At 68.1% G+C, this 15,643-nt stretch carries 13 protein-coding genes; 4 read left to right on the forward strand and 9 right to left on the reverse strand.

All coding sequences use genetic code 11. The annotated features are described in order from the left end of the window. The first annotated feature begins 659 nt into the window (after window positions 1-659). Together ACIA73_RS16610 and ACIA73_RS16615 are read left to right on the forward strand one after the other, a co-directional pair. Window positions 660-1,517: a helix-turn-helix domain-containing protein gene (locus tag ACIA73_RS16610; protein WP_399439219.1), complete on the forward strand. Its 858-nt coding sequence runs from the start codon at window positions 660-662 to the stop codon at window positions 1,515-1,517. Further along, window positions 1,514-1,768 carry a DUF397 domain-containing protein gene (locus ACIA73_RS16615; RefSeq protein ID WP_399439220.1) on the forward strand — a complete coding sequence of 85 codons (255 nt, stop codon included), beginning with the start codon at window positions 1,514-1,516 and terminating at the stop codon, window positions 1,766-1,768. Before ACIA73_RS16610 ends, ACIA73_RS16615 begins: the two co-directional genes overlap by 4 nt. Window positions 1,769-1,913: 145 nt before the next feature. Here the strand turns inward: ACIA73_RS16615 and ACIA73_RS16620 are convergent, their stop codons facing one another. Then, window positions 1,914-2,741, reverse strand: a complete 828-nt coding sequence (locus ACIA73_RS16620) for a 5'-3' exonuclease H3TH domain-containing protein (protein WP_399439222.1) — start codon at window positions 2,739-2,741, stop codon at window positions 1,914-1,916. Window positions 2,742-3,094: 353 nt separating this feature from the next. Next, entirely contained in the window at window positions 3,095-3,781 is a 687-nt protein-coding gene (locus ACIA73_RS16625) for a pentapeptide repeat-containing protein (RefSeq protein ID WP_399439223.1), read from the reverse strand. Window positions 3,782-4,520: 739 nt separating this feature from the next. On the opposite strand from ACIA73_RS16625, the gene ltrA reads away from it, so the two are divergent. Beyond that, window positions 4,521-5,786, forward strand: coding sequence for a group II intron reverse transcriptase/maturase (gene ltrA / locus ACIA73_RS16630; protein WP_399439224.1), 1,266 nt, complete (start codon window positions 4,521-4,523; stop codon window positions 5,784-5,786). Between the two features lie 198 nt (window positions 5,787-5,984). On the opposite strand, the gene amcB is transcribed toward ltrA, so the two are convergent. After that, the gene (gene amcB, locus ACIA73_RS16635; protein ID WP_399439225.1) at window positions 5,985-7,136 is read right to left on the reverse strand and encodes a cyclophane-forming radical SAM peptide maturase AmcB; all 1,152 of its coding nucleotides are present in this window, start codon (window positions 7,134-7,136) and stop codon (window positions 5,985-5,987) included. A 212-nt stretch (window positions 7,137-7,348) separates the two neighbouring features. On the opposite strand from amcB, the gene ACIA73_RS16640 reads away from it, so the two are divergent. Beyond that, entirely contained in the window at window positions 7,349-7,870 is a 522-nt protein-coding gene (locus ACIA73_RS16640) for an NUDIX domain-containing protein (protein WP_399439226.1), read from the forward strand. A gap of 8 nt (window positions 7,871-7,878) precedes the next feature. Here ACIA73_RS16640 and ACIA73_RS16645 read toward each other — a convergent pair whose 3' ends face one another. From ACIA73_RS16645 to fxlM, 6 genes are all read right to left on the reverse strand, one after another. Further along, the gene (locus ACIA73_RS16645) at window positions 7,879-9,333 is read right to left on the reverse strand and encodes a hypothetical protein (RefSeq protein ID WP_399439229.1); all 1,455 of its coding nucleotides are present in this window, start codon (window positions 9,331-9,333) and stop codon (window positions 7,879-7,881) included. Between the two features lie 104 nt (window positions 9,334-9,437). Further along, window positions 9,438-10,301, reverse strand: coding sequence for an SDR family oxidoreductase (locus ACIA73_RS16650; RefSeq protein WP_399439230.1), 864 nt, complete (start codon window positions 10,299-10,301; stop codon window positions 9,438-9,440). A gap of 39 nt (window positions 10,302-10,340) precedes the next feature. Further along, window positions 10,341-11,606, reverse strand: a complete 1,266-nt coding sequence (locus ACIA73_RS16655; RefSeq protein WP_399439231.1) for a M14 family zinc carboxypeptidase — start codon at window positions 11,604-11,606, stop codon at window positions 10,341-10,343. Beyond that, a complete protein-coding gene (locus ACIA73_RS16660; protein WP_399439232.1) occupies window positions 11,603-12,811 on the reverse strand; it encodes a bifunctional class I SAM-dependent methyltransferase/NUDIX hydrolase in 1,209 nt (402 codons plus the stop codon). Before ACIA73_RS16660 ends, ACIA73_RS16655 begins: the two co-directional genes overlap by 4 nt. Before the next feature lie 38 nt (window positions 12,812-12,849). Then, a complete protein-coding gene (locus ACIA73_RS16665; RefSeq protein WP_399439233.1) occupies window positions 12,850-13,455 on the reverse strand; it encodes a class I SAM-dependent methyltransferase in 606 nt (201 codons plus the stop codon). 46 nt (window positions 13,456-13,501) lie between these two features. After that, window positions 13,502-15,637, reverse strand: coding sequence for a methyltransferase, FxLD system (gene fxlM / locus ACIA73_RS16670; RefSeq protein WP_399439234.1), 2,136 nt, complete (start codon window positions 15,635-15,637; stop codon window positions 13,502-13,504). Window positions 15,638-15,643: the final 6 nt, after the last annotated feature.

Consider the following 15,643-nt stretch of genomic DNA (forward strand, 5'->3'; position numbering starts at 1 on the left):
GCAAGGGTCAGCGTCCGAATGCGGCGGACGGACAGCGCGAGCCGGGGATCTGTGCCCCGCAGCTCCAGCACGTACGACTCTCCTGCCGCCAGAGCTTGTTCCACCGCACTGCGCTCGTGCCGCGGGCGCATCAGCCACGAGCGCACGGCACGGCGAGTCGGGGAAGGGCAGATCTGCCGTACACCGGCGGCGCCGTTGCGGAGGTAGGCGAAGGCGGCCGTTACGTCCGGGACCGTATGCGAGGCCAGGACGAGCAGCTGTGGCCGTGGTGTGCGGACGTGAGCGGTGAATTGGCACAGCACCTGGTCCATGACGCCTACCGAGGGGGGCGGCGGTACCAACTCGCTCGGTGCTAAGTCGCTCAGCATGACACTCCTTCTCGTAGGACGCCGTGCGGGGTTGCTGCCTGCGCTGATGCGGGGCCAGGTGCCAGAGACGTGCCGCTCCGCAAGCCCCAAGGTGTGCGCTCAGCCCGGTGATCTCACAGTTCGTTGATCACGCTGTGGAGGCGGCAATGTGCACAGGGTGCCGGGTATCGATGATGGGGGCGTCTCGGCCCACAGGCAATACAACCCACAGGAAAACTTTTCCTCGGGGCAGATTGGCCTATTCCCAACTCAGGCCCAGCCACTAGGATTTCCCCTGATCGAGGAGGTGGAATGGCGGTCGAACCAACCCCCCGAAGGCGGCGGCTCGGAGCCGAACTCAAGCGCAGGCGAGAGGATCTCGGATGGACAGTTGAGGAGGCGGCCCGTCAGCTGGGCTACAAGTCCGCAGGCACCGTCAGCAAGATCGAAAAGGGAACACAGGGCGTCACCATCCAGCAGTTGCCCCACTTCTTTGAGGTCTACGGGATCACCGATGCCTCGCTGCGCGAAATGCTGCGCGAACTCGTCCGCCGGGGCGGCGAGCATGACTGGTGGCAGCGTTACGAAGGAGTCGTCGACGACCCGCTGGGTGACTACCTCTCACAAGTCGAACTCGCCAGCGGCCTGTTCGTCTGGAACAGCCTCACCCTCCACGGACTGGTACAGACTCGCGCCTACGCCAGGGCGGTCACCGAAGCGAGCCGAGTGTGGAAGACGGCCGAGGACATCAACCGCTTCGTCGAACTACGCATGGAGCACCAGGAAGCCATGGCCGGCCGCACTCCGCCGCTGAAGTTCTGGGCCGTACTGCCAGAAGAACTGCTGCTGCGAGAGGTCGGCGGCCCGGCGGTCATGCGCGAGCAGATCCAGCACCTCATCACCCTGGCCAACGACGACCCGAACACGACGCTCCAGGTGCTCCCGCGCACCTCGGGCGCACACGCAGGCATGGACGGCTCCTTCATCCACCTCACCTTCCCCGCCGGCCCGGACGTCATCGTGATCGAATCCATGCGCGCCTCGCTGCACATCAACCATCCAGACAGCGCCGAGCTCTACCGCACCACCGGCAGCCTGCTCAAATCCGAAGCCCGCACGCCGAAAGAATCCGTCCAGATACTCGCGTCCATCGCCAAGGAGCTCGCATGATCCCCAACCCGCCTCCACAGCAGCGTGCCGCCGCCGGTCAGTACAGCAGTGCTGTCTGGCGCGTGAGCAGCCACAGCAGCGGAGGAACCAACTGCGTCGAAGTGGCCACGCTGGGTTCCACGACCATCGGCGTCCAGGACTCCAAGAACCGTCACCTCCCTCCGCTGCTCATTCCGAACGCCGCGTTCACCCGCTTCATCGGCTTTCTGTCGCTGCCGCAGCCGGAGGAACGCGGCCCGCACCGAGCTTGACCGTCAAGACCCGATGGGGCCTTAAGGATCGAGGAAAGAAGCTGCGCGAGGACCTGGACGTGTCAGGGCTTGGTTCCCGTGTAGCGCGGTAGTGCACCCCGATGGCCGGGAGGTACGCCCGCGCAGGCATCGCGCGCGATTCACCTCACCACAGGCCCAGCTCGTCCAGGAGTACCGCCGCGTTAGGCAACGGGGCGGTTGGTAGGCCGGTGAGGAGGTTCTCGGGCAGATCAGCCTTAGACGCCAGGGTGATCATCTCGCGCCATCGGCGGACCTGGTCCCACTGCTCAGCCCATGCCGGCCGCAGCTCGTCGGCGGGGACGCTCTCCAGGTGCCTCCCGTCGGCCAGGAGTCGGGCGGCCGTCTTGGGGCCCACACCGTGCACCCCTGCGATGCCGTCCGAGGGATCACCGGTCAGGGCCCGGAAGTCGGGCCACTGCGCGGCGTGTACGCCATAGCGGAGTGGGATGTGCTCTCCGGTTGTATAGCGCAGGTCGGCGCGGACCCCAGTGTTCAGCAGACGTACGTGAGGGTCGGCGAGTAGTTGGATGAAATCCTTGTCGGCGGTCATGATGTCCGCCTTCCGGCCGCTGGTTCGGGCACGGTAGGTGAGGGTGGCAACGACGTCGTCTGCCTCGCAGCCATCGTGCTCGACCCACCGGACACCGCAGTGGTCCAGAGCGACCTTCACCTGGGCGAGGGACTCCAGCAGGCCCGCATCGGGGGCGGCCCGGTGTGCCTTGTAGGAGCTGTCCTGCTCGACTCGCCCCAGCGCGCCAGTCTCGGAGTCGAAGGCGACGAAGAGTTCGTACCCGGCAGCGTGCTCGGTCTGGGCTTTGCGCAGCAGCGCGGCGAAGCCGAAGACCCCTGTCCGGTCGACGTTCTTGTCCCGGCTGAGGATGCGCGTAGCGAAGCCGTGCCACGCCCGGTACAGCAGGTTGTGGCCGTCGACAAGGAGCAGGGGAACGGTCACGGCGTGGCCTCCAGGGTGTGGTGCGTGCTGGTGGGTGCCGGTGACCGCGGCGTACGGGCATCCGCGAGCGGATGGTGGATGAGTTTAGCCAGCCAGGACACTGCGCGGTCTGAGGGATGCGAGCGGCGTGGCGAGGCAGGCGGTGTTGGACTGCCTCCGAGCGGAACGGCCCAGCCGCACAGCCCCCTTCTGGGGGGTGTCGTGGTTGCCCATGAGTAGCGCTGGCCGAGGCCGGTGGCGAGGCAAAGGGCGGCGGCCCTGGTGCCGTCTGAGGTAGGGCAGCCGGGTGGCGGTGTCTTTCGGTGGTGGTCCAGTGGCCAGTGCTGGTCGTGCCTCCTGGGGCAGGCGCGGGACTACTGGTCGTCGAGGTCTTCACCGAAGGTGACGTTCAGCTCGGCGGCGAGGGCCTCGGCGAGTTGGAGTGTCTGTGCATGGTCGATGACGACCTGTTTGAGCGAGCCCAGACCGCGAAGCTGGGAGAGGTCGTTTCCCCGGAGGTCCAGGCCGCGGTACTTTCCGCCGTCGAACTCGGTGCCGCGTAGATCGCAGTCGTCGATCAGCGCGGCACCGAGATCGACAGCGGTGAAGGTGGTCTCGCGCAGCGAGCATTTAGCGAAGATCACGGGGCCGGTGGATCGGACGCGGGTGAGCGTACTGAGGTTGAGCTTGCAGTTCTCGAACAGGACGTTGTCGAGCGTGACATCGTCCAGTGCGGCTCCCATGAGCTTGCAGTCGCGGAAGACGGTTCGGGAGACCTTGCTGTCGGTCCACTGCAGGGATGACAGGTCGCAGCCGGTGAATTCCACGGAGTCGACGCGCAGCTTCTCCAGCCTGGTGCGCTGAGTCTTGAGGTTGGTGATCCGTCCGTCCATCAGGTGGGTGTCGGCAAGATCGAGGTCCCGTAGATCGGCGTCGGCGTAGTGGAACTCCGCCACCCGGCCACGGCCACCCTCCAGCGAGGTGATGTTGGAGAGGTAGAGGCCCGGCTCATTCAGGGCGGGGAGTGTGACGCTCGTACGGCGGATCGTGCGGGTGTCCATCAACAGCCTTTCAGAGAGGTGGCTCGGTCGCCGGTGCTGCTGGCAGGCTCCGGGACCTGCCAGCAGCAGCGTGGCCTACTTCTTCTTGTTCCAGTTGTCCCAGGTCGGGCGGTTGTCGAAGGGAGCCGGGTTCTTCGCCCAGTTGTCCCACGTGTTGCGTCCTGAACGCGAAAAGGAGTTGGTAGTAGGACAGCTTCCAATAGCGGTGCTGTGCGGAAGATGAAGGTTTCGTGGCCCTTCGGAGCCGCCCTGTGGGGGGAGGTTTCAAACCACCTCATGCTGCGTTGGGGTAAAGACCGTCGTGGTGAGCGATGAGGAAAAGGCGTCGTAAGAGGCGTCAGGTGGGGATCGGGAAGACGAACGCAAGTGAATCGCTGCTGACGCGTCGTAAGAAAAACAGATGACATCAAAACCGGGGTGTTACGTGGACTCCGGGATGAGCCTGGCGGGTGCCCGCTTATTGGCCAGGTGGTGTCCGGCGTGCAGGCGACGTGAGTCCGATCTGCGGCTTCCGTACGGAACAGGAGAAAGCGTGCCCCGACACCGTCCACCGCGTCGTGGTGGCGAGAGGGAGTGCCCCAAGCGGACGCAACTGCGAGGGGTCGAGTACCGATGCGGGGCACGTTGGCGGACCGGCTCGTAGTAGTGATGAAGCCTCTGTAATGGGGGTGGAGCGAAGGGGCCGGGTCGTTCGTGACTGAGTTGATCACATCAACCGGATGTGTCCGGGAGGAGTGCGATGGGCCAGTTGAAGTCATCGACCAAACCGTTTGAAATTTCGAAGTGGGAGATCAAGGAGGCATGGGAGGAAGTCAGAGCTAACAAAGGCGCGCCCGGTGTGGACGGACAGAGCGTTGAGGACTTCGAGAAGGACCTGAAGAGCAATCTCTATAAGGTCTGGAATCGGATGTCGTCGGGCTCGTACTTTCCGCCTCCGGTACGCGCGGTGGAGATTCCCAAGCCACACGGTGGCGGCACGAGAATGCTCGGCATTCCCGCTGTCGCTGATCGGGTGGCGCAGACCGTAGTGGCTAGGCATCTGATGCGAAGGGTGGAGCCAATTTTCCACCCGGACAGTTTCGGATATCGGCCTGGACGGTCCGCCCTGGACGCGGTGGGCAAATGCAGGGAACGCTGTTGGAAAAGGAGCTGGGCGGTAGAGCTCGACATCGCCAAGTTCTTCGACAGTGTGCCCTGGGGCCTGCTTGTCAAGGCTGTGGAAGCGCACACCGACGCCGTTTGGGTGAACTTGTATGTGCGGAGATGGCTTGCCGCTCCGCTCGTCATGCCCGACGGGACTCTGCGTGAACGGGAACGCGGGACCCCGCAAGGGGCTCCGGTGTCTCCCGTCCTGGCGAACCTGTTCCTGCACTACGCGTTCGACACCTGGATGGCCCGGGAGTTCCCGACCGTCCAGTTCGAACGGTATGCGGATGACGCGGTGCTGCACTGCGTCAGTGAGTACCAGGCCCGCGAGGTGCTGGCCGCGCTCACGGACAGGATGGCCGAAGTCGGGCTGCAACTGCACCCGGCCAAGACCCGGATCGTCTACTGCAAGGACGGAACGCGACCACGCTCCTACGAGCACACCGCGTTCACGTTCCTTGGGTACACGTTCCGCGCGAGGAAGAACCGGCACAAGAGCGGCAGGGTGTTCCTGTCGTTCGAGCCGGCGATCAGCAGGGAAGCCCTGACGAGGATCGGACGGACGGTGCGTTCCTGGCACCTGCACACCCGGACCGATCTGACCTTCAAAGAGCTCGCACAGAGGCTGAACCCTCTGGTGTCGGGCTGGCTCAACTACTACGGGCGTTTCCGGCCGTGGGAGTTGGAAGTCTTCGCGATGCGCATCAACGCCTACCTGGTGCGATGGGTCCGCAAGAAGTACAAGCGGTTCGCGGCCAAGCGGAAGGCGCTGGCGAAGGTGCAGGAGATCGCGAGGCGATACCCCCGCATGTTCGCGCACTGGCGCCTCATGCCAACGGTGAGTGCCGTGGCGGTCTGAAGATCAGAGCGACAAGAGCCGTGTAACGGGAGACTGTTAAGCACGGTTCTGTGAGGGCCGGGGGGTGAGATTCCCCCCGGCTACTCGGCGGCCGGTTGTCCCACTTTTCTTCAACGGTCACCGGGGCCGGGACGTCGTGCGTGGCGGTCAACTCCATCACGATGGGGGCGTCGGACGTGGCGAGTTGGTCCAGGATGGTCATGCGGCAGCCTCCTTGGTTGCGAGCGTGGACAGGGCCGTGACCAGGGCTTGCCGGGATACCCGGCAGTAGTTGGTCTCGGTGGTCGTGAGGTCGCCGTTCTCGAAGAACCGGTTGGCGGCCTGGGCGCCACGGCAGAAGTCGAAGAACTCGCATGCGGACTGGCAGCGGTCGAGGCCGGTGAGGAAGTCGCGTACGTAGCGCAGCCGGTGGGCATTGCGGAGGATCTCGTGCAGGGGGCGGTCGAGGATGTTGCCCGCCAGGAAGTCGCCGTATTCGGGCGCCGCCGTGTCCGCGAGTTCCGGGGAGAGCAGGACCACGTCGCCCTTCCAGGAGACGGTGGGGATCGGATCGAGGCGGCGCTCGTCCCATTCGGTCCTCCGGCCGGAGCGGATTAGCTGGAGGTACTCGGCGAGGCGTTCGACCTCCCGGACCGCCGGGGCGCCGGGGTGCGCGCGGGTCCAGGTGAGGGTGCGGCGCCAGAACTCCTCGGCCTGAACCGCGGTGGGCGGCTGCCGGTCGGTGTTGACGCCTTCGATCTCCTCGATGTTGAAGCCCACCGAATGGCCCCCCAAGGAGCTCAGGAACTCCAGCAGTTCTTCCGGCATGGCGATGCCCAGGGTGCCGACCACCGAGATGACGGAGAACGGGATGCCCTGCTCGCGCAGATGCGCGATGCCGCCCAGGATTCGGTCGAAGGCAGGCTTGCCTCGCAGGTCGACGCGCTCGGCGTTCAAGGCGGCCGGCCCGTCGATGCTCACCCCCACGCGCACGTCGTACGCAGCCAGCAGGTCGCACCATGTCTCGGTGATCAGCGTCGCGTTGGTCTGCACGTAGTGGTGGATGCGGCCCGCCCGCCGCAGGGCATCGAACGGCGCGAGCAGGGCGGCGAACTTCTGCTGGCCGACGGCGAGCGGTTCTCCGCCGTGCCAGACGATGCCGATCGGCTGGCCGTTGTCGTCGAACTGGGCCACCGCCTGGGCCAGGGTCTCGGCCACCTCCAGGGGCATGTGGTGCGTGAGCTTGCGGAAGGGCAGGTAGCAGTATTGGCAGTCGAGATTGCACCAGGTCGTGGGCTGGACCACCACGGTCTGCGGGGCCGCGAACCGCTGCTGGTAGCGGGCACGCCACGGGGACGGGCGAGAGCGCATCAGGGTCCTCTCCTCGATGGACAAGGGGCATCCCCGGACGCGTACGGGCCGCGGGCCGGGACACGACCACGATCCGTCCCGAAGCGACGGGTACCTGATGACATCGCACTGTCATTGCCGATGACATGTCATCAGGAACCCGCTGACACTGTGCTGAAGTCGCATCACTTGCACCGAAGTTCGGGCGGTTCTCGGTGGGCTATCGTGGCGGGGTGCCTCGCTCGATTCTGATCCACGACGGCCAGACCGCCCGCGACGTCGGTCTGGTGTACTGCTGCTCGGGCTACCTCGTCGAGCAAGGCAAAGTGCTGCTGGTGCACCACAACCGCTTCGACAAATGGGTTCCGCCAGGCGGGCATATCGAGCCCGGGGAGTCCTTCGCAGGTACGGCGGTGCGTGAGTTCAAGGAGGAGACGGGGCTCCTGGTGGAGGCGATCTCCAGCCAGCCGGCCATCCACCCGGCCGACCACAACGCCACCCCAGAGCCGGTGCCGTTCTACGTGGACATCGAGCGCGAAGGCTTCCCCACGCCGGCGCTGGTCCAGTTCTTCTATGTCCAGCGCCAGCCGGGCACCCGGGAACAGGCTGTGGAGGCACAGCTCGAAGAGGTGCACGGGGCAGCCTGGTTCGGCCTGGAAGACCTCGGCACCCTCAAGACCTTCGACCAGGTCCGCTCCCTGGCACGGTTCGCCCTGCTGAACTACCCCGAGGCCGGCGAGCGCGCCACGTCGTAGGCGGCGGACTACCGCCCCGCGAGGCGATACCCGCTGGCCCCGTCCACCCTGCTGGCCAGCAGGAGCCGGGCCGGAGCCCCGCCGAAGGCTGCGGTGACAGCCTGGTTGAGGCGCTGGACGTACTTGGGTACCGAGGACTGGGCGACGTAGAGCTGTGCCGCGATCCGCGCGGTCGACACTCCGTCCTCGGGAGCCTCGTACACGACCTTCACCACGTCGAAGAGACGCTCCGACAGCTCACACACCACGTTTCCTTCGCTGCCGCGTGTCCCCAGGATGACGGCCCGTCCAGGGCCAAGGGCGACACGAACGATCGCCATCTCGGCCGACACCTCGCTCGCCTCCTCGGGGGCGGTGTCAGAAAGGTTCATCCGGGCCAGGCGCCGCATCGCTTCCTCGTAGGCCGACACCGTGTAGTACGCGGCCCGGATGGTGGCGCGCTTGCCCGAGGCGCCCGGCTCGTTCCACAGCCCGGCCTCCGGGTCCCACAGCGCGTTCATCAACGTCCATGCCTTGGCGAGGCGGGGATCGCGCGGGCTCGCGCCGGCCCGGATGACGGCCTGGGTGCAGAGCGCGTACGCCATGTGCTCCCAGGCGGTGCCCTGCACGTCCTTGTCGTCCTCGACGAACTCCTCCCACCGGTGGTGGTTGTGCAGCAGCCACTGGCCGGCCTCGACGACCACGTCGGACAGCCGCTTTCGCTGCACGGGGCCATGCACGCCGCCCGCCTCCCGCGGGCCGTCCCGGTAGGCGGGCTCGCCGCCGGGCCCGGTGCCTGAGCAGACGGCCGACAGTGCGAGCAGGCACAGCGCCGTCTTGCTCGGGCTCGGGTCGGTGTCGATGTAGGTACGCCACCCCCATGCCCCGCTGGGGCGCCGGTGGTAGAGCAGGCCATGTATGCCGTGGTCGATCAGCGGGACGACGCGCTCCAGCAGGCTGCTGGTTTCCACGCCGCCGGGTAAGAGGAGGCCGGGGCCGAAGTCGTGGAGGGCATCCCTGAGTCCGGCGAGCCGGTGTACCACCAGGGCGGTCTGATGCAGCGAGGTGTCGTCGAGCCCAAGGACCTCGGGCCAGCCGTGGTCGACCTGGTGCTCCTCCAGCCACCTGACGCACCAGGCAGCGGCTTCTGCGACGCCGTGGTGGTGGAAGAAGCGCGGGTGGGACAGCAGTCCGGCCAGGCCGAAGGCGATGAACCGGGTGTGCTCACCACGACCGCCCTTGGGCCGGGGCCGGGAGTGCTCCGGGATGGCGCCGGTGAGGAAGTCGAGCCCCTGGCGCACCGGCTGCCCGGCGATGCCGGCGGCTCGCAGGATCGGCAGGACCTCGCTGGTGTTGACGATCGATGAAACCGAGGTCAGGGTGAGTCCCCACCCGCCGTCGTACCCCTGGTTGTGCAGCAGGGTCCGGGCCGCCTCGCCCGCTCTGGTTTCGAAGGCCGCGAGCCCCACGTGCGCACTCTTCATCATTCGCCTCCGCAGCCGAACCCGATTCGCCGGTCGGACCGTACCCAACTCGCTTACTTCCGACGCGCGTTCAGGGAACGGCGCTACCGTTCAGGCTCGGCGGGTCACCGCTTCAGGAACTGCCGGGCGCCGCGTAGCGCGGTGTGTAGCCGTTGCTGGGTTGCTCGGCTGTCGAGGCATACGGCGAGGGCTCCGCGAAGGGAGCTCTCTGCCCGCAGTCCCGTGGGCAGGCGAGTGGCGTCGAGTCCGTCGCGCTGGGCGATGAGCACGCCGAGCTCGTGACGACTCAGGGCGTCGGGCCCGCCGAGGTGGAGAATGCCGGCCTCGTCGCTGAAGGCGATCTCCAGGACAGCGGCGGCCAGATCGACCACATGGACGGGACAGCGGACATCGTCGGTGAACAAGGCGCCGACGCTGGTGCTCGCGGCGAGCTGATGGACCAGGCGCTCGTGTGCGGAACCTCCGTCGCCGATGATCAGCGAGGTGCGGGCGACGGCCGCCTCCGGGTAGACGGCGAGGATGCCGCTCTCCGCAGCGGCTTTGGCGGCTCCGTACGGGGTCACGGGGTCTGGCTTGCACGACTCGTCGTAGCGCTGCTGGGAGCCGGAGAACACAGCATCCGAAGACATGTGCACCATGCGGACCCCGAGGCGTGCCGTCGCCAACGCGAGGTGCAGCGGCCCCTCTGCAGTGACGGCCCAGTCGTCCAGACCGCTGGATGCATTGATCACCGCGCGCGGGTTCACCTCGGCAACCACGGTGGCCAGGCTCGCTGTGTCCCGAAGGTCCAAGTGGATCCAGGCCGTGGGGGAAGCGACGCTCGGTTCGGTCGCGTACGTCGCGACGGTTGTGCACCCAGCTGCGCCAGCCTGCCGGACGAGCTCGGAACCCAGGAAGCCGCTCCCCCCGATGATCAGAACCGGCGCCAGGTGGTCTGCACGTTCAGACTCGTTATGGCTGCGTTCCATGGTCTTCCTTGTGGGTGAGACGGGAGTGCGCACGAGGGGTCACCGCACCAGGAGGTCGGTGACCGAGAGGATCGTGTCCAGTTGGAAGCCTGCTGTGCGGCTCAGAGGGAGGGGCGAAGGGCGCAACGCCTCTTCGGCAGCCTGCAGCCACTGATCGCACCGGGTTTCGGTCTCCTGCCGCAGGGCACCCAGCCGCACGTTGGTGAGGGGCGAGTTCCGCCGCTCGGGGAGGGCGTCGAGGGCGCGCAGGAGCATGCCGCAGGCGCGGAGTGGGGTGAGGTGGGCGAGGTCCTGTCCGGCGCCTGCGTGAGGGTGCGAACGGTAGGAGCGGGCCATGGTGTCCATGATGGCGAGGGTGTCGGTGACCGCGGGCGTGAAAGGGCTGTCCGGCGGCAGGGGGAACTGCTGGGTGATGGTGGTGAGGAAGGTGACCGCCTGCTCCAGGTGCTCGGCGGCGCGTGCGGCGGGAAGGTCGTGGGGGCTGCTGGTCCACATCGGCATCTCGGGCATCAGCGCATAGCGGGCACCGCGCCGGTGGGCGTAGTGCACGCTGCTGGCCCCGGAGCTGCGGAATTGATCGGGGGGTGGGAGCACGAAGACGCCGGGGCCCACGCTGGGCCAGTCGAGGGCGTCCGACGGGTGCTCCTCTACGGGCAGTTCGTACCGTGCGCTGGCCTGGTGCAGGAGGGGTACGAGCGCGGGGTCGGCCTGAGAGGTGAGAAGGAAGGTTCCCCCGGTGTCGGCGCCGTGGAGCGAGAGGTACACGTGGGGTCGCACGGTGTCGATGACGTGCGCCAGCGCGGCGGCCTCGGGGAGCTGCGCGGCGGTGCCGGGCTGGGGCAGGGCCCACTCGGGCTGGTCTGTCCGGGCGGGGCGGAAGAACCCGCGGTGGTAGCTCTCCAGGGTCGGCTCGCCGTTCTGCTGGGTCCAGGTGTTGAGCCGGGCGCCGTCCGGGTCGAGGCAGGGCATCAGGTACCAGGAGACGTGGGCGCTCGCTTCGGGGTGCTGGGACAGGAGGCGGCCGAGGCCGTCGAGGACCGCGAGACCTATGTGCTCGTGCGGATGCGGGCCGCCGACGACAAGCACGCGAAGCGGTCCTCCGGGGACGGTGACGAGGTGCAGGGGCTCTCCGGCCCGGGAGCGCCCGGCCTGCGTCATCGTCCATCTCTCTCGGTGGCGGTGGGTCAGCTCGCGCAGCAGCGCGGTCAGCTCTTCGACCGTGGGTGGGCGGCGGACCCCGTGCCACAGGTCCGCGGGCAGCAAGTCCCGCAGGGCCGGGTTCGCGATGGCGGGGGCGCTCCTCATTCGGCGGTCTCCAGGGCGGCTGAGGAGGGTGAGCAGCGGTACGGAGTGAAGGTGGCTGGGGGGTGGCTGATCGGCAGGTCCGGGCGCCAGGCAGTCAAAATTTGGGCACTGCACACGAAGAGCCCGTCGGGAAGTTCGTGGACCGGCGTCCAGCGCCAGGAGCCGATGATCTCACCGGGCTGGTCTGCGGGGATACCGTTCCACCGGTCGACCCGGGCGGCGATGGTCATCCGTACGACGTCGCCGACGTGGTCGAGGAGGGTGCCCAGCAGTACGACGTCCGCGACCGTTGCCTCCAGCCCAGTCTCTTCGCGGAGTTCTCGGACGACGGCCTCCTCCAGGGACTCCCCGGCCTCCACGGTCCCTCCGGGGCATTCGACGGTGCCGCGTTCGTGCTCGCCGATCAGGACGTCGCCCTGCGGGTTGGTGACAATGACGCCAACACCGAGCGCGGCATGGGGAACGGGCGGCCGGCTCGTACGGGGACGGCTCGACACCTGGCGCGCGGAGCGGCCGGGCAGACGGCGGGCCGAGATGAGTTGCTGGACGACGGGGTTCTCGTCCTCGACCGGTGCCCGGAGGAGTTCGATGTTCTCGACGACGAAGCCGTACTGGGTGAGGAGGTCCTCCCAGAGCAGGCTGCTCAGCACCCACATCTGTACGGGCAGCGGCGGGTCGTCACGCAGGCGGATTTCCTGCTCGCGCGGAGCGACTTCCGAGGACGGGCCGTGGCCGTGGAGATCGGTGTGCAGGACGGAGAAGACGAGGGGCGCGCCGTCGCGCAGACCGTCTCGCAGGGCGGGCAGTGCGTGGTGCGGGTCGAGGTAGGCCAGGGTGCCGATGGCGTAAGCGGCGTCGTACGGCTCGGGGTGGGGGAGGAGGTCGACCATGTCGCCCAGCAGGAAGTCGACGCCCGCGACGTCGGTGTGGGCGTCGAGGGCGCGTTGGTGCTGGGTGGGCGACATCTCGATCGCGGTCACGAGCGCACCGTGGGTCTGGGCGAGGTGTACGGCGTGGTGGCCGGCCCCGGAGCCGATGTCGAGCACGCGTTTGCCGCGGATCTCGCCGAGAATCTCGGCACCGGGACCGACGTCGGGCCACAAGCCCCAGCTGATCCGTCGCGGGACGTCGGGCGTGAAGCCCCGGTCCAGCTGCCGCTGGCCGTAGACGGTCCAGCTCTGTTCGTACGACGGGGGCGAGTCCATGGGCATCTCCGAGGTAGGGCGGTCGTGGGGTGGAGTGGTCAGGGCTGCAGGGTGTAACAGCGGAGGACATCGAGGTCCGCGGTACGGACGACGGACCAGCGCGCGGTGAGGATTTCGGCGTCCGCGCTGGTGATGCCGAGGTCGTGGAGGGGATCGGTCGGGGCCCGGCGCCCGGCGATCTCGGTGACGACCCAGAAACGGCCGCCAGGGGCCAGGAGTTGACGGACCCGGTGCAGGAAGCCGGGCTTGTCGGCTGCCCACCGGTAGACCAGGCGGCACGTGATGACCGCGTACGCGGAGTCGGGGAGGGTGTCGTCGGAGGTGATGTCTGCGCACCGCCAGGTGGGGTTGGTACCGGGGGTGGTGTCCAGAGCTTCGGCGAGGGCGATGGCGCTGGGGGCGCAGTCGATGCCGGTGGTGCGGTAGCCGAGCTGGTGGTGGAGATGGCGGGTCAGGGTGCCGTCGCCGCTGCCGATGTCGAGCGCGGGGCGCCCCCTGCCGGGGCCGAGGTGGGCGGCCAGGAGGGCGGTCTCAGCCGGGACGAGCGGGCGGTAGCGGCGGCCGTCGGCCCAGAGCGGTTCCCAGTAATCCTGCGGCGACTGGAGCATGTGCATTTCCTCCTGGGCAGGTGTGTGGTCGGCCATGGGGCGATCCGTCGGGACGGGCGGTGGGGTTCGGGTGTTGGGGACGTCAGGCCCAGCCCATGGCGGTGTACGGCACTCCGCGGGCGATGGCGTCCAAGGCGGTGCGGGTGTATTCCACCGTCGGGTCGGGGAGGGTGGCCAGCGGCCACCAGGCCCACTCGGTGCAGCAGTCCGGTTCGAGGACGGCCGGTTCGCCGTCCCACCGGGTCGCGGTGAAGAAGAGCTGGATGCGGGGGATGGGGCTGTTGTGGTCGCGGAGGTCGAGGGTGTGGACGAGCGACAAGTCGTCCTCTTTCAGGGCGAGTCCGGTCTCTTCCTCCGCTTCCCGGATCATGCAGGCGATGGCTGATTCGAATGCTTCCCGATGGCCGGCGGGCAGGTGCCAGGCCGAGGGCGCGAAGGCGCTGTCCGGGTGGCGTTTGCCGAGCAGGACGGCTCCGTCGCGCAGCAGGACGAGGTGGGCTCCGACGATGCTGCGGCTGCGGGGATCGGCCGCTTCGCGGACCTGGATGGTGGGCAGTGAACCGGCGCTGTCGCGGGAGGGGTGCGGGGTGTCCTGGTGGGCCTGGAGGACGGCGAGGGTGCCGGGGTCCATGGTCATGTGCGCGGTCTCGTCCATCCGCGTCCACCGCAGTTGGATGCCCTCGTGCAGGTCGATCTCGTGCGCCGGCCGGTTGAGCGTGCCGTGGTAGATGCGGACGCGGTCTTTGAAGTCACCGCCTGCGTCGAGGGTGTCCAGGGTGATGAAGCCGGTGAGGTCGGGAATTTCCAGGCCGGTTTCCTCGGCGAGCTCCCGCACGATGGCTTCGTCGCACCCTTCGCCCTTCTCGGTGTTTCCGCCGAGCAGGGCCCATTGTCCTGGGCGCCAGATCGGCTTGTTCGCGTCGCGTAGGTGCAGCAGGTAGCGGCCCTGGTCGTCGGTCAGGAGGGCTGCGGTGCCGGGAATCACCGGCCAGTCGATCGTGACCAGCGTGTGCTTCTTGGTGAACACGTGGAGGCCCGGTGTGCTGCCGGGTTCCGGTGTGGCAGCGTGGGGGCGGACGGTGATCTGGGGGAAGAGGGCCGCGCGGTGGTTGCGCTGCCAGTGCTGGATCTGCTCGGCCATCTCGGTGGCCCCCGTGTGGCCGGCGGGCCCGTAGCCGTGGACGACGAACTCATACAGACCCAGCCCGTCGTCGCCCTCGCTGATCTTCTCGGTGGTCAGGCGGGCGAGCGAGGCGCCGCGTACGAAGGCGGCGCCGGGCCAGTGCGGCGGCGGTGGGCTGATGATGGTGGTGTCGGGGTCGGCGGACAGGCGGCAGAACCCGGGGAGCGCTCCGGACAGGTATAGAGGGAGAGCGTCGAAGGGTTCCTGCCCCCGGACGGTGACGTGCGTACGGACGGTCGCGGGACGTGCGTCGAAGGCCGGGGCGAGTTCGTCGACGGGCAGCGGTGTGCCGTCTTCGAAGGCGAGGTGGATGCCGCGTCCTGGGATGGTGCTGCGGTGGCTGTCCCAGGCGCCGTCGCCTTGCATGGGTACGAAGCTGCACGTGGTCAGCGGCCCGTCGCTGGTCAGCACGCCGTCCTGCTTGGTGAAGCCGATGGACCACGTGTACTGGTGCAGACGCAAGGGGGCGACCAGGCGTCCACCGTCGGCCACCAGGTCGATCCAGGGCAGGTCCCAGGTGTTGACGGTGACGATCACGGCGTCGAAGCCGCCGTCGGGTACGGCCTCGGCGGGCAGGTTCTCGGCGTCGGCGGTGATGACATGCACCCGGTCGTACCCGGTCGCGGTGAGGCAGCGGGCGGCGCGGTCGGTGACCTGCGGGTCGATGTCGAGGGTTGTGACGCTCCCTGTCTCACCGACGGCTTCGGCGATCAGGGCGGCGTTGTAGCCGCCCGAGCCGATCTCCAGTACGCGGTCGCCGGGCCGCAGGCGGGCGGCTTCGAGCATGTTCGCTTGCAGCCACGGTGCGGAGATCGAGCTGCTGGTCCGTCCGTCGGCGGCGTGCCGGGTCGGGATGACGTCGTCCGCGTAGGCCGCCTCGACGGGCACCTCGGGGGCGAAGGCGTGCCGGGGGACGGTACGGAACGCCTTCTCGACCGCGGGGCTGAGGATGCGGCCGTCAGCCAGGAGTTGGTCGGTGAGCTGGTCGCGCAGGGCGGTGGGTTCGAGCTGCTGCACGGTGGGGGGCGCTGCCATGGTGGT

It is taken from the genome of Streptomyces sp. NPDC051561 (assembly GCF_044454195.1).
In the GTDB taxonomy this organism is placed as follows: domain Bacteria; phylum Actinomycetota; class Actinomycetes; order Streptomycetales; family Streptomycetaceae; genus Streptomyces.